Source organism: Bradyrhizobium sp. AZCC 1721, assembly GCF_036924715.1.
Lineage (GTDB): Bacteria > Pseudomonadota > Alphaproteobacteria > Rhizobiales > Xanthobacteraceae > Bradyrhizobium.
This window is the reverse complement of record NZ_JAZHSB010000001.1, coordinates 6,170,735-6,184,551: the sequence shown is the minus strand read 5'-3', so window position 1 is coordinate 6,184,551 and position 13,817 is coordinate 6,170,735. Positions and strand designations below refer to the sequence as shown.

Annotated in this window: 11 protein-coding genes and 1 pseudogene; 8 read left to right on the top strand and 4 right to left on the bottom strand. The window is 64.0% G+C overall.

Annotation, left to right across the window (positions count from 1 at the left end; translation table 11 throughout):
- Positions 1-9: 9 nt before the first annotated feature.
- From V1273_RS29480 to V1273_RS29470, 3 genes are read right to left on the bottom strand one after another with little or no spacing between them, the layout of a single operon-like run.
- Positions 10-972 carry a PDR/VanB family oxidoreductase gene (locus V1273_RS29480; RefSeq protein WP_334411721.1) on the bottom strand — a complete coding sequence of 321 codons (963 nt, stop codon included), beginning with the start codon at positions 970-972 and terminating at the stop codon, positions 10-12.
- Position 973: 1 nt separating this feature from the next.
- Positions 974-2,518, bottom strand: coding sequence for an indolepyruvate oxidoreductase subunit beta family protein (locus V1273_RS29475; protein WP_334411720.1), 1,545 nt, complete (start codon positions 2,516-2,518; stop codon positions 974-976).
- Entirely contained in the window at positions 2,515-4,677 is a 2,163-nt protein-coding gene (locus V1273_RS29470; RefSeq protein ID WP_334411719.1) for an indolepyruvate ferredoxin oxidoreductase subunit alpha, read from the bottom strand. The genes V1273_RS29475 and V1273_RS29470 overlap by 4 nt, the downstream gene beginning before the upstream one ends.
- A gap of 281 nt (positions 4,678-4,958) precedes the next feature.
- Between V1273_RS29470 and V1273_RS29465 the strand changes: the two genes are divergently transcribed.
- From V1273_RS29465 to V1273_RS29435, 7 genes and pseudogenes are all read left to right on the top strand, one after another.
- The gene (locus V1273_RS29465) at positions 4,959-6,134 is read left to right on the top strand and encodes an acyl-CoA dehydrogenase family protein (RefSeq protein WP_334411718.1); all 1,176 of its coding nucleotides are present in this window, start codon (positions 4,959-4,961) and stop codon (positions 6,132-6,134) included.
- Between the two features lie 40 nt (positions 6,135-6,174).
- The gene (locus tag V1273_RS29460; protein ID WP_334411717.1) at positions 6,175-6,579 is read left to right on the top strand and encodes a RidA family protein; all 405 of its coding nucleotides are present in this window, start codon (positions 6,175-6,177) and stop codon (positions 6,577-6,579) included.
- 43 nt (positions 6,580-6,622) lie between these two features.
- Positions 6,623-7,751 (top strand): annotated as a pseudogene (locus tag V1273_RS29455) (cupin domain-containing protein).
- Positions 7,752-7,858: 107 nt separating this feature from the next.
- Complete coding sequence (locus V1273_RS29450; protein WP_334411716.1) at positions 7,859-8,770, top strand: fumarylacetoacetate hydrolase family protein; 912 nt, start codon at positions 7,859-7,861, stop codon at positions 8,768-8,770.
- 9 nt (positions 8,771-8,779) lie between these two features.
- Positions 8,780-9,427 carry a flavin reductase family protein gene (locus V1273_RS29445; protein ID WP_334411715.1) on the top strand — a complete coding sequence of 216 codons (648 nt, stop codon included), beginning with the start codon at positions 8,780-8,782 and terminating at the stop codon, positions 9,425-9,427.
- A gap of 40 nt (positions 9,428-9,467) precedes the next feature.
- A complete protein-coding gene (locus V1273_RS29440; protein WP_334411714.1) occupies positions 9,468-10,559 on the top strand; it encodes an NAD/NADP-dependent octopine/nopaline dehydrogenase family protein in 1,092 nt (363 codons plus the stop codon).
- Positions 10,556-11,533, top strand: a complete 978-nt coding sequence (locus V1273_RS29435) for a 3-hydroxybutyryl-CoA dehydrogenase (protein WP_334411713.1) — start codon at positions 10,556-10,558, stop codon at positions 11,531-11,533. The genes V1273_RS29440 and V1273_RS29435 overlap by 4 nt, the downstream gene beginning before the upstream one ends.
- A 359-nt stretch (positions 11,534-11,892) precedes the next feature.
- On the opposite strand, the gene V1273_RS29430 is transcribed toward V1273_RS29435, so the two are convergent.
- On the bottom strand, positions 11,893-12,828 hold the full coding sequence (locus tag V1273_RS29430) for a LysR family transcriptional regulator (RefSeq protein WP_334411712.1): 936 nt from the start codon (positions 12,826-12,828) through the stop codon (positions 11,893-11,895).
- A 96-nt stretch (positions 12,829-12,924) separates the two neighbouring features.
- Between V1273_RS29430 and V1273_RS29425 the strand changes: the two genes are divergently transcribed.
- A complete protein-coding gene (locus V1273_RS29425; RefSeq protein ID WP_334411711.1) occupies positions 12,925-13,800 on the top strand; it encodes an aldo/keto reductase family oxidoreductase in 876 nt (291 codons plus the stop codon).
- The last annotated feature ends 17 nt before the right edge of the window (positions 13,801-13,817 follow it).

The following is a 13,817-nucleotide window of genomic DNA, read 5'->3' as shown; positions in this document are numbered from 1 at the left end:
GTTTCTCCATCACAGGTCGAGCACGAGTCGCTTGGTCTTCGCGCGCGAAATACAGATCTGCATCACCTTGTTCGAGGCCTTCTCGCTGTCGCTCAAGATGTAGTCGCGATGATCGGGAATGCCCGCGATCACCGTGGTCTGGCAGATGCCGCAATCGCCGCGCTTACAGTCATGCATTGGGTCCTCGCCGGCCTCGATCAGCACGTCGAGGATGGTCTTGCCGGCGGGAATCTCATAGACGCGTCCGCTGTTCCTGAGTTCGACCTCGAAGGCGGAGTCGCCGGACTTCTCTTCGGGCGCGGTGAAAATTTCGAAATGCAGCCGCCCTTGCGGCCAGTTCATCCGCTTCGCCAGCGCGATGGCTGCCTCGATCATCGGCAGCGGTCCGCAGAGGTAAAGCGGCACATCGGGGGCGAGCCGGCTCATCAAGCCCTCGAGGTCGAAGAAGCGACCGGCTTCGTCGTCGGCGTGGATGGTCGCTCCGGCGCTAGCCAGCCGCTCGATGTCGCCGAGAAAGGCGAGTTCGCCGCGGCTGCGGCCGGCATAGTAGAACGAGAACGGCCGCTTCGCCGCGTTCAATTCGCAGGCCATCGTGAGCAGCGGCGTTACGCCGATGCCGCCCGCGACAAGTGCCACTTCTCCCGCACCGGCTCGAAGCGGAAAATTGTTCGCCGGTGGCGAGATCGTCAGGCGATCGCCGGTCTTGAGGCCGTGCATAAAGCTGGAGCCGCCGTGGCTCTTGCTTTCCTGCAGCACGGCGATGCGATAGGCGGTCGGATGTTCGGCCGCGCGCGGCGACGCCGTTTCGATCAGCGAATAGGAGCGACGGCCAACATCAGGCAGGTGGATGTCGATATGGGCGCCGGCGGACCAGCCCGGCATCGGCTCACCGTTGACGCGCGTCAGCACGAATTCGCGAATGCGCGACGTGAGCGCCTCGGCCTTCGACACTACGACTTCGAATTGATCCATCCTAGGCGCCTTCGAACAGTGTCTCGACGGTGCGCAAGGCGCCGTCGAGTTCGTCGCCATCGGCGTCCTTCAGCGCCATCTTGGTCAGCCGCTGCACCCATTCGGCGGCATCCAGCCGGCCCGCCAGGCGCTCGGACGCAAGCATGACCTTTTCGAACTTCGATTCACCGCGCGAATGTGTGTCCGAGTAGCCGCCGACGAGACGGCGAGCCTCACACACGGCGGTCGCAAGCGCGGGATCGGTCCCGGCGAATTTTCGGACGCGCTGCACCCACTCCTCGAGATGGCGCATCTCGCGCGCGTGCCGCAGCGTGCGCCGTCGCAAGCGCCGCAGTCCGGCCACGCCGTACAGCAGCAGGAACGACGACGGCGCGGTCGTGCGGAGCTTGCGCCCATGATCGATCAGCCGGGCCAGCCGCTGGCTACGCTCGACTTTTTCGCCGAGAGCTGGTGGCAGGAGTCCCGCTAATTCCTCGATCCGTGGATGGAAGAACTCGGTGATCGCGACAACCTGGTCGTCGCCGGCGCGGACCTCGCGGCGGACCCGGTCGAATCGTCCCGCTCGTGTCTTCAGATCGGCCACGCGAATCACGTCGTCATAGGCCATTGCGACCGCGAGATACTTTGCAAAAGCCTGCAGCAGGCCGGTCGCCTCGCGCGGCATCGCTTCGAGCCGGTCGAGATATTCACTGCCGTATGCGACGTCCTGATAGTCTACCACGCGCTGCAAGCCGGCGGCGACGATGCCATGCACCTCCGGCGGCAACTGCCGCGCTCGCGCGACCAGCGCGTCATAGCCGGCGTGGCCGATTGCGTCGAGGCGCGGAAAATGCTTTGCGAGCGGCGGCTTCGCCACAGGCTTGATCTTGGGATCCTGCTTGACCATGGCCACGGCCCGTTCGCGGCCGGCGGCGAAGGCGCGCAGGCTGGCATCGACACCGACCCCCGCGGCCCGGATCGTGGCTTCAAAATCCTCGGTGGCAAAGGGCAGAGCGCCGGAGCCCGCGAGCGCGCCGAACAGCACCGAGGACACCACGCTGCCGGTGGCATCGGCGATTTCAGCCATATCGAAGGCGATAAAACGGTTGGCGGCGACATTCGCCGCCTCGTAAACCTGTGCCGCGTCTGCGGTGCCGTCGCCGGGCGCGGTCTTTTCGATCACGGCCAATGAGCGGTGCGACGAACCTATCAACAGCGTGCGATCAGGCGAGACCAGCCCGCGCAGGATGGCGCGGCCGGCTTCCATCAATTCGGCGCCGATCACGATATCGACCTTGCCGGGTGCCGGCATCAGCGACAGCACGGGGTGACGATCCGGCCTGCTCGTGTCGGGCGCGATCATCTCGATATAATAGATCGTGGCGCCGGTGCGCTGGGCGACGCCGGGCACCGAGGTGGATTGCGCGAACCAGCCACGCCGCTCGGCCAGTGCCACGATCCAGTCCACCAGCACGCCGCCGCCCTGGCCGCCCATCGCCAGCACCGCAACGGTGATCGGACGAGCCTGACTAAGCGCGATGGAGGAGGGCGCGACCGAGACGTTCATGCCGGCTCCTGCTCGAACGTGACGCGGCGTCCGGCGCGCCAGCGCTGCAAAGCGCCGATCATTCGTTGCCAGAGGCGATCGAGCCGCATTTCGAACGGGGTCGGATTGGATACGATGTCGGCGCGGTAGAATGAGGGACACAAGACGGCCGCGTCCGCGACCTCGCCGCAATGGCCGCAGCCGACGCAACTATTGTCGACGGCGGCGACCGGATTGTCCTTGAGGGGATCGCTGGTCGGCTTCACCGACAGCGAGGGGCAGCCGGAGAGGCGGATGCACGCGTGGTCGCCGGAACATACGTCCTCATCGACGCCGAAGCGCTCGCGCACGATGCGCTCGCCGCGCTTGGCGGCAGCGGCCACCAGCGGTTTCACGCGGCGCTGCTTGTTCAGCATGCACTCCGACGAAGCGACGATAATCTTCGGACCCTTCTCCTCCGTTGTCAGCGCCTCGCGCAGCGTGTCGCGCATGCGCGTAACATCGTAAGTGCGGTCGATCTGGCGCACCCATTTGGCGCCGACGCCCTTCACCGCCTCGACGATCGGGTGCTTGGTCGAACGCGATCGGTTGTCGGCGCGCGAGGACGGGATGTCCTGGCCGCCGGTCGCAGCGGAATAGTAATTGTCGACCACGACGATTACGCCGTCGTGCTGGTTGAAGACGGCGTTGCCGACGCCGCTGGTCAACCCGTTGTGCCAGAAGCCGCCGTCGCCCATCATCGAGATCGACCGCTTGCCTGCAGGTACGTTGAAGGCGGAGGCCGAGGCCGGGCCTAGCCCGTACCCCATCGTGGTGGCTCCGATATTGAAGGGCGGCAGGATCGAGAACAAGTGACAGCCGATATCGGCGGCGATGTGATGCGGTCCGAGTTCCTTCTCCACCAGTTTCATTGCGGAAAAGATCGGCCGCTCCGGACAGCCGGTGCAGAAGCCGGGCGGACGGGGCGGCACCACGTCGGCGAGCACGCGGATTTTCTCATCGACTTCGGTGCGGTCGATGTTCGGTGCGCGCGCGGCATCCGACAGGGCATCCGGGCGCCAGCGGCGGATGAAAGCGCCGATCGCTTCGCCCATGACTTGTGCCGTATATTCGCCGGCCATCGGGAACAGGTCCTTGCCGTGCAGCTTGGCCGGAATGTCCGCGTTGCGCAGAATCTTGTGCAACGCCTGCTCGATGAACTCGGGCTGTCCCTCCTCGACCATCAGCACTGCCTTCTTAGCCCGGCAGAAGTCGATCACCTCGCGATCGACGATCGGGTAGGTCACGTTCATCACATAGAGCGGCACGCGCGTCTCGCCCCAGATGTCGGCAAGCCCGGCCTCGCGCAGCGCGGTGACGACGCCGTTGTACATGCCGCCCTGCATGATGATGCCGATATCGTCGATGTCGCCGTCGAAGGTCTCGTTCATGCCGCGGGCGTGGATGAATTCGACCGCGGCGGGCCAGCGATGCTCGACCTTCTCCTTCTCGTGCAGGAACGAGGCCGGCGGCAGCACGATACGGTTGGTGTCGCGCGACGGCTGTTCGAGCGCGCGGGCCAGCGGAAGGGCGGGACGGACGTTGTCGCGGGTGGCGAAGCGGCCATGCACATGGCAGGCGCGTATCCGTACCTCCAGCATCACGGGCGTATTCGACGCCTCCGACAGCTCGAAGGAATCGTGCACGGCCTTGACGATCGACGCCACGTTGGGCCGCGGATCGACCAGCCAGAGCTGCGACTTCATCGCGAACGCATGCGAACGCTCCTGCATGATGGAGGAGCCTTCACCGTAATCCTCGCCGATGATGATGAGCGCGCCGCCGGTCACACCGCCCGAGGAGAGGTTGGCGAGCGCGTCAGACGCGACATTGATGCCGACGGGCGCCTTGAAGGTGACCGCGCCACGCACCGGATACATCACGGAGGCAGCCAGCGTTGCCGCGGCGGTGGCCTCGCTGGCGCTGGATTCGAAATGCACACCGAGGTCGGAAAGAATGTCCTGCGCGTCCGACAGCACGTCCATCAGATGCGAGATCGGCGCGCCCTGGTAACCGGCGACATAGCTGACGCCGCATTCCAGCAACGCCTTGGTAATGGCGAGGATGCCTTCGCCGCGAAATTCCTGCCCGGCACCGAGCTTCAGGTCTTCCACCTCGCGCGCGAAAGAGCGTTCTGCCATGCTCGCCTCCTGAGGGCTCGCCCGGAACTCCGGATGACCTAATATAATTTTAGACATCAAACAAAAATGATGTCAATCGAACCCGCGAGTTCTGATGCCGCAAAACGCTTCACGCGCATTTGAGTGCAGTTTCTAGCCTGTTTCATAGGCTTCATGCACACGCGCCGGGCTTCCGATCGGCGGCCGGTTCGCTTGACAGGATATTTTAGCCATGAAACATTATTGAGGCGCGCGTTGCACTTGGCGGGCGCGCGCAAAACCGGCCTTTGCGGGAGACTGACATGACTCCGGTTTCGCCATTACGCGGGCCGTCGCGCGAACACCTCGCGTGGCCGTTCTTCGATTCCCGCCACAGCGAATACGCCGCCGCGCTCGACGCATTTGCAGGCGACCTCGGCGATACACACGGCCATGACGTCGACGAAACCTGCCGTTCGCTGGTACGCCAGCTTGGCGCGGCCGGATTGCTGGAGGCATCGGTCGCGGGCGATCGGTCCGATGCGGTGATCGATTCGCGGCTGATCTGTCTCGCCCGCGAAACGCTTGCCTGGCACAGCGGGCTTGCCGATTTCGCATTTGCGATGCAGGGACTTGGAACCGGTGCGGTGGCGATTGCCGGGTCGCCCGAATTGCGCGCGCTGGTGCTGCCGAAGGCGCGGCGTGGCGAGTGGATTGCCGCCTTTGCCTTGTCGGAGAAGGAGGCCGGTTCCGACGTCGCTGCCATGGGCTGCAGCGCCCGCCGCGAAGGCGACCACTACGTCCTCGATGGCGAGAAGACCTGGATTTCCAACGGCGGCATTGCCGACGTCTATACGCTGTTTGCGCCAACCGGCGAGGCACCGGGCGCGCGGGGCATCTCGGCCTTCGTGGTGCTGCCGGATGATCCCGGGTTTTCGATCGCCGACCGTATCGATGTGATGGCGCCGCATCCGCTGGCGACGCTGCGTTTTGATTCTTGCCGGATCCCGGCGGCGCGGCTGTTGGGTTCGCCGGGCGAAGGTTTCAAGATTGCGATGCGCACCCTCGATATCTTCCGCGCATCGGTTGCAGCCGCCGCGCTGGGTTTTGCCCGCCGCGCGCTCGACGAGGCGGTGGCGCATGCACTGTCACGGAGGATGTTCGGTGGCGTGCTGGGCGACCAGCAATTGACGCAGGCAGCCCTCGGCGACATGGCCGCGGGCGTCGACGCCAGCGCGCTTCTCACCTACCGCGCGGCGTGGCGGCGCGACGTGCAGAAAGCTTCCACGACCCGTGAAGCGGCAATGGCCAAAATGGTCGCCACCGAAACCGCGCAAGCGGTGATCGACCGCGCCGTACAGATGTTCGGCGGCCGCGGCGTGCGCTCCGGCGAAGTCGTTGAGCAACTCTATCGCGAGATACGCGCGTTGCGCATCTATGAAGGCGCGACCGAAGTACAGAAACTCATCATCGGTCGTGACGTCTTGAAGGCGGTCTAGCCGAACGGTCGTTCAGTCGCGTCCTGCTACGGAGTATGAAATGTTCGAGGTCTTGCAACCACCCGGTTGGGCCAAGCCGAGGGGGTACGCGAACGGCATCGCCGCGCGCGGCAAGATGATCTTCGTCGCTGGCCAGATCGGCTGGAACGAGCAATGCAAGTTCGAGTCCGATGATCTGGTGGATCAGATCGGCCAGACCCTGAAGAACGTCGATGCGGTCTTGCGCGCCGGCGGCGCGGCGCCGGGGCATGTAGTGTCGATGACCTGGTTCCTGCTCGATCGCAAGGAATACTCGGCGCGCCTGAAGGAAATCGGCGTCGTCTATCGCGACGTCATGGGCCGGCACTTTCCGGCCATGACCGCGCTGCAGGTATCTGGGCTGGTCGAGGATCGTGCCAAGGTCGAAATCCAGGCGATCGCAATGATACCTGACGAGATGAATTGACAACGCGACGCCGGAAGCGGCGCCAACCCCACAGGAGGGCGACATGGCAACGAAAGCGCGTGAAAACCACCGGGAAGATGTGGCCGGGCGGGGCCAATGTCGAAGACACCCCTGAATTGCTAGCCTACTATGACGAGCTCGAACGGCTGGAGGCGGGCGCACTCTGGACAGTCGCGAACAAGATCGAGCCGTGGCAGCCCAAATCGTCCTCCATTCCGGTGCTGTGGCGCTATGAGGACCTCCGCGCGCACGTGCTGCGTTCCGTTGAACTGGTGTCGCCCGAAAAAGCCGGGCGCCGCGTCATCTATCTGAACAATCCCGGACGCCGCGAGCACGCCGCCGCGGTGGGCTGGCTCTATTCTGGCCTGCAGGTGATGCACCCGGGCGAGGTCGCATCCGCCCACGCCCATTCGGCCTCTGCGCTCCGCTTCATCATGGAAGGCGAGGGCGCCTATACCATCGTCGATGGTCACAAGATGACGCTCGGTGCCAACGACTTTGTGCTGACGCCGAACGGCACCTGGCACGAGCACGGCGTCTCCAGCGACGGCACGCCCTGCATCTGGCAGGACGGCCTCGACATTCCCCTCGTCAACACGCTCGAAGCCAACTTCTATGTGGTCCACCCCGACCTGCAGCAGAGCGTCGGTTATCCCGTCGACGACATGACGCATACCTGGGGCAATGCCGGCCTGCGCCCGGCGGGCGCCGAATGGTCCAAGGGATATTCGCCGCTGCTGAAGTATGAGTGGGGTCCGACCTACGAGGCGCTGGAGCGTTACGCCAAGGCGACCGACGGCTCGCCCTATGACGGCGTTCTCATGAACTACGTCAACCCGGTGACCGGCGGTCCGGTGATGCAGACGATCGGCGCGTCGATGCAGATGCTGCGGCCGGGCGAAAGCACGCGCGCGCATCGTCACACCGGCAGCTTTATCTATCAGGTCGCCAAGGGGCGCGGTCATTCGATCATCGACGGCAAGCGCTTCGACTGGAAGGAGCGGGATATCTTCTGCGTTCCGTCCTGGGCCTGGCATGAGCATGTGAACGCATCCGCCAGCGAGGACGCCTGCCTCTTCACCTTCAACGACCTGCCGGTCATGCACGCGCTCGGGCTCTATCGCGAAGAAGCTTTTGGCGACAATGGCGGCCGCCAGCCGCTCGTACCCTAGAGCTTCGGTTCTGATCAATCAGAACCGAAGCTCTCGATTTTTGTTTGGCGCGTTTTCTTCACGCGAACCGGTATCCACTTCGCTTGAAAACGCTATAGGAGGGCATCGTGCGTCTTGTTACCTATCGCAGCACCGTTGAAGCTGCCGCCCGTCTCGGCGCGGTTGTCGGCGATCTCGTCGTGGACGTCGAGAAATTGGGCCAGCATACCGGGGTTTCTCTTCCCTCATCGATGCTCGACTTCATCGATCTCGGACCGCCGGCCTTGGCGGCGCTCAAGAAGATGCTGAACGAAGGCAGGGATAACTGGCCAGTCGGCGCTGCGTTGCCGCTCGCAAACGTCAGGCTGCTCGCGCCGATACCGCGTCCCCGGAAGAACATTTTTGGCATCGGCCTGAATTATGTCCAGCACGTCGCGGAATCCTCGCGCGCGCTCGACACCGCAAAAGATCTGCCCAAGCAGCCGATCATCTTTTCGAAGCCACCGACCAGCGTCATCGGACCGGACGAGGCCATTCATCACAACAAGGCGATCACGCAGCAGCTCGACTGGGAAGTTGAACTCGCCGTCGTGATGGGGCGAACCGCACGGCGCGTGTCGGAAGCTGACGCGCTCGGCTTCGTGTTCGGCTACAGCGTGATGATCGACGTCAGCGCCCGCGACAACCGCCGTGCCGGCCAGTGGATCTACTCCAAGGGGCAGGACACCTACGCGCCGTTCGGGCCGTGCATCGTCACGGCAGATGAAATCACCGACCCGCATGCACTCGATCTGTGGCTCACGGTGAACGGCGTCGAGAAGCAGCGCTCCAACACGCGTCACATGCTGTTCAAGGTGCCGCTCCTGATCGCCGACATTTCGGCCGCGATGACGCTGGAGCCGGGAGACATCATCGCGACGGGCACGCCCGAGGGCGTCGGCGCCGGCCGCTCTCCGCAGGAATGGCTGTGGCCGGGCGATGTGGTGGAAGCCGAAGTAACGGGCATCGGCCGGCTGCGTCATCCGGTGGTAGCGATCTGAGGGGCTGGCATGATCTTCGACATGGAGACGCTGGAAGCTCAGAACCGCTACAAAATATTGACGGCCACGGTGACGCCGCGGCCGATCGCCTGGATCACCACGCTCTCCGCGAGCGGCGTGATCAATGCCGCGCCGTTCAGCTTCTTCAACGTGATGGGGCACGAGCCGCCGACCGTCGCGATCGGGTTGCTGGCAGGTTCGCAGCGATTCAAGGACACGGCGGCGAATATCCTCGATACCGGGGAATTCGTCGTCAATCTCGTCGCCGAGCGCAACGCCGAGGCCATGAACATTACCTGCATCGATGCGCCGCCCGAGATCGATGAACTGGCGCTGGCCGGACTGACCCCGGCTGCCTCGCAGGCAGTGCGCCCGCCGCGTATCGCGGAATCGCCGGTGTCATTCGAGTGCCGGGTACTCACGTCGCTGGTGACGGGACCGCGACAAACGGCCGTGATCGGTCGTATCGTTCGCGCCCATGTCGACGATGCGGTAATTCTGGACAAGGAGCGCTGCCACATCGACACGCAGGCGCTGCGGCTGATCGCCCGCATGCACGGCAGCGGCTGGTATGCGCGCTCCACCGATCTGTTCCAGATCGATCGGCCAACCTGGGCGACGTGGCAGCAAAAGAGTGTCAAGGCGGAGCCTGCGTGACAGGATTGCCGATACGCGAAGCGACGAAGCGGAGGACATCTTGAAGATCGCAGTGTTGGGTGGAGGAAACGGTTCGTTCGCGGCCGCCGGCGACCTCGCGTTGGCCGGTCACGAAATCCGGCTGTGGCGGCGAAATCCCGGAGATGTCGACGCACACCGTGCGCAGGGCGCCACGATAACGGTCATCGATCGATCAGGCCGCCGCGAGGCCGGGCTGGCTGCGATCACATCTTCGATCGCGGAAGCGATCGACGCTGCCGATCTCATCCTGTGTCCGGCGCCGGCCTTTGCGCAACGCGCGATCGCCGAATTGGCCGCGCCGCATTTGCGCGACGGCCAGGTCGTGTATTTGCCGCCCGGCACATTCGGCTCCTACATCTTTGCGCGCGCCGCGCGGGACGCGGGCAACCGCGCGGAGATTGCAACGGCGGAGACCGGGACCCTGCCGTGGTTGGCGCGCAAGCAGGGCCCTCATGCGGTCCGCATCTCGGGCAGGGGCGCTCGATTGCCAACCGGTGTGTTTCCGCAGCGCCTTGCCCCGCACGCGCTTGATGTGATCGAGCGCGCGTTTCCGAATGCCATCGAGCCATGCGGCGATGCGCTCTCGGCGGCGCTGATGAATGCCGGCCCGATCATTCATCCGCCGCTGATCACCATGAACGCCGGTCCGATCGAACACTTCGACAAATGGGATATTCACAAGGAGGGAACGCAGCCGGCCATACGCCGCGTCACGGATGCGCTCGATGCTGAGCGCATCGCCGTTCGCGAAGCGCTCGGTTATGGAACGCCGCATTTTCCCCTGGCCGATCACTATTCGCGGGATGGTGAGCCCTGGATGTATGCGCGCGACGCGCACGAGCAACTCACCGATTCCGGCGATTGGTCCGAACGCCTCATTCTTGTCGAGCACCGCTATATGCTGGAGGATCTGCGTCTCGGGTTGTCGTTCCTTGCATCGGTCGCTGGTCTTGCAGGCGTGCACACGCCGCTGGTCAAGGCGTTCCTCGCGATCGGCTCCGCCATCACCGGTGAGGATTTCGCGGTGACGGGCCGGAGCTTGTCCTCGCTCGGCCTCGGCGATCTCGACCGGGCTGCGTTGCAAAATCTTCTGGCCGAGGGCTTCCGATGAAACCGGTGATCGGATGCCTCGGCGCTGGACGAATGGGCCGCGGCATTGCCGTCGTGTTCGCTTTCGCCGGTCATCAGGTTGTCGTCATCGATTTCAAGGAACGGGAGGCGTCGGCCTTCGAGACGCTAACGGCCGAAGCCAAGGCCGAAATCCGTTCGACGCTTGAGATCCTCTCGCGCATTGATCTGCTCCCGCCTGAGCTTGTGCCAACGATTGCCGAACGGATCACAATCGTATCTCGGCAGGACGCGGCCGCGGCGTTGCCGCGCTGCGACATCATCTTCGAGGGAATGCCGGAGATCCTTGAGTTGAAGCAGGGAGCGCTGGCGGAAGCCTCGCGGCTGGCGGGTGAGGGTCCTATCATCGCCTCGACCACCTCGACGATCCTGGTCGACGACCTCGCCGGATCGATCGAACATCCCGGCCGCTTCCTCAACGCGCACTGGCTCAATCCCGCCTACCTCGTGCCGCTGATCGAATTGTCTCCCGGCCGGCTCACCGCGTCGGAGACGACAGCGCGGATGAAGACGCTGCTCGAAGGCATCGGCAAGGTGCCGGTGGTCTGTGCAGCGCGTCCGGGCTTCATCGTTCCCCGAATCCAGGCGCTGGCCATGAACGAGGCCGCCCGGATGGTGGAGGAGGGCGTCGCCTCCGCTGAAGATATCGACAAGGCCGTGATCTATGGCTTCGGATTCCGCTTCGCGGTGCTCGGCCTGCTCGAGTTCATCGACTGGGGCGGCGGCGATATCCTGCATCATGCGAGCCGCTATCTGGTCGAGGCGCTCGGCGACAGCCGCTACGCCGCGCCGCCGATCATTGCCGCCAATATGCGCGAGGGCCGCATCGGCATGAAGACCGGACAGGGATTCATGAACTACGAAGGCGTCGACCAGGCTGCCTATCGCGAGCAGCGCCTAGCCGCTTTTGCCTCGGCGCTGCGGGCGATGGGGCTTGCGCGCGAACCCGTCGCGTAACGCGGCGCTGCCCTAGCTAGCTTGGGCATGTACTCATTAAGCGGTTCGCCGACTGGTGTCCGGTCTCACCCCAACAGCGGCCCAAGAGCGGAGATTCTCCCAAGTCGCAGATGGGCCAAGAGCCGACCTGCAACCGGCCTGAGCACGCCCGGGGCACGACTATCACCGGGATATTGCCCGTTACGGACCTTCCAGCGGGCCAATTCAGATACCAAAAACTCGTGGAATTGCTCCGGGTACTGGCAACGATTTCGTGCCGATCGACTGTCTCACGTCGCGCCCGCATGGCGTCTGGATTCGCTTCGAGCCGTGTCTGAACCCTCAAAATGTGAGCGCCTCGCTGCTGGCGAACGCATTGGCTACGCGGTGGGCATCGCTCCATGCGGTGAGTGCGACGGTTCATCCCTTACGAAGTCGATGAACGCGCGCAACGGCGCCGGCACGAGACGTCGGCCAGGATAGTAGAGAAAGGGACCCGAAAAGCTTTGCCACCAGGGTTCGAGGACCGGCTCGAGCTGACCACTGGCGAGATAGGGACGCAACCAGTCCTCGAAGAGGGTGACAATGCCGGTACCGGCGATGGCCGCGGCAACGGCGAGATCTGTCGCCGTCCCGACGCTGACCAGCAGCGGTCCTTTGGGTTCGACGCGAACGATTTCGCCCTCCCGTTCAAACTCCCACGGGGCCACCATCGCACCGGACGAAAAACGACCGCCAAGACAAGCGTGGTTAAGGAGGTCGCGAGGATGATTGGGCCGGCCGTGGCGATCGAGATAGTTTGGAGAGGCAGCAGTTGCGAAGCGCTGAACGCGAGGTCCGATTGGAATCGCGATCATATCCTGCTCCAGACGCTCGTCGTATCGGATGCCAGCATCACAACCCGCGGCCAGAACGTCGATGAAATTACTCTCCGCAATGACTTCCAGCCGAATGTCTGGATAGGCGGCGAGGAAGCGGGGCGCGATGGTGGGCAGCACGAGGCGTGCCGCGCTGACAGGTACGTTGAGACGCAACGTACCCGCTGGCCTGTCGCGGTAGCTGTTGACGACGTCGACTGCAGCCTCCACCTCGGCGAATGCTGGCCCGAGCCGATCGAGGAGACGCTGACCTGCCTCAGTGGGCACCACGGTCCGCGTCGTTCGGCTCAACAACCTGACGCCGAGTTGCGCTTCCAGCCTGGTTACCGCTTCGCTGAGTCCTGACGCACTGGCCCCGCTCGACCGAGCTCCGTCGCGAAAGCCTCCGGCCCGCGCGACGGTCACAAAAGCGTTCAGTTCACCCAGATCGATTTTCACTGTTCGCTTCTCCGAACGACCCGTTCGGATTGTACCCAGTTATCGAGCACGCGGCCAACGTCTACCTACCGACCATTGGTTTCATGGAGATGACCTATGCCCAACACCGACCCAACCGCTAGCTTTGACCTCGGAGGCCGCCGCGTAAAGCGGCTTGGCTACGGTGCCATGCAGCTTGCTGGCCCCCACGTGTTCGGTCCGCCCAAGGATCGCGCCGCGGCATTGGCTGTCCTGCGAGCGGCCATCGCGTCGGGCGTGAACCATATCGACACAGCCGACTTCTACGGCCCGCATGTCACAAACCAGTTGATCCGTGAGGCGCTGCACCCCTACCCCAAGGATCTCGTCATCGACACCAAAATCGGGGCTCGGCGTGGCGCGGACGCTTCATGGAATCCGGCCTTCTCGCGCGAAGAGCTCACCCAGGCGGTCCACGACAACTTGAGCAATCTCGGGGTCGACGCACTCGATGTCGTCAACTTTCGCGTCATGATCGACCGGCATGGCCCGGCCGAGGGCTCGATCGAAGCGCCGGTGAACGTCTTGGCGGATCTCCAACGTCAGGGCCTGATAAGGCATATTGGGCTGAGCAACGTGACCGCCACGCAGGTCGCGGAAGGACGCACGATTTGCAAGATCGTCTGCGTGCAGAACCAATACAATCTGGCCCACAGGTCTGACGACTCCTTGATCGACGACCTTGCCCGGGACGGCATCGCCTACGTGCCGTTCTTTCCGCTCGGCGGGTTCACTCCCCTGCAATCGTCCACTCTAACCGATGTCGCTGCTCGCCTCGGTGCAACACCCATGCAGGTAGCGCTTTCTTGGCTGCTTCGACGCGCGCCCAACATCCTCCCTATCCCCGGCACCTCGTCCGTCGCGCATCTGCGCGAGAATCTCGCCGCAGCCGAACTCGATTTACCGGATGATGCAATGGATGAGCTAAATGGCCTTGCCGGCAGCTCCGGTTGAGACGGTTTCCAGGCGCA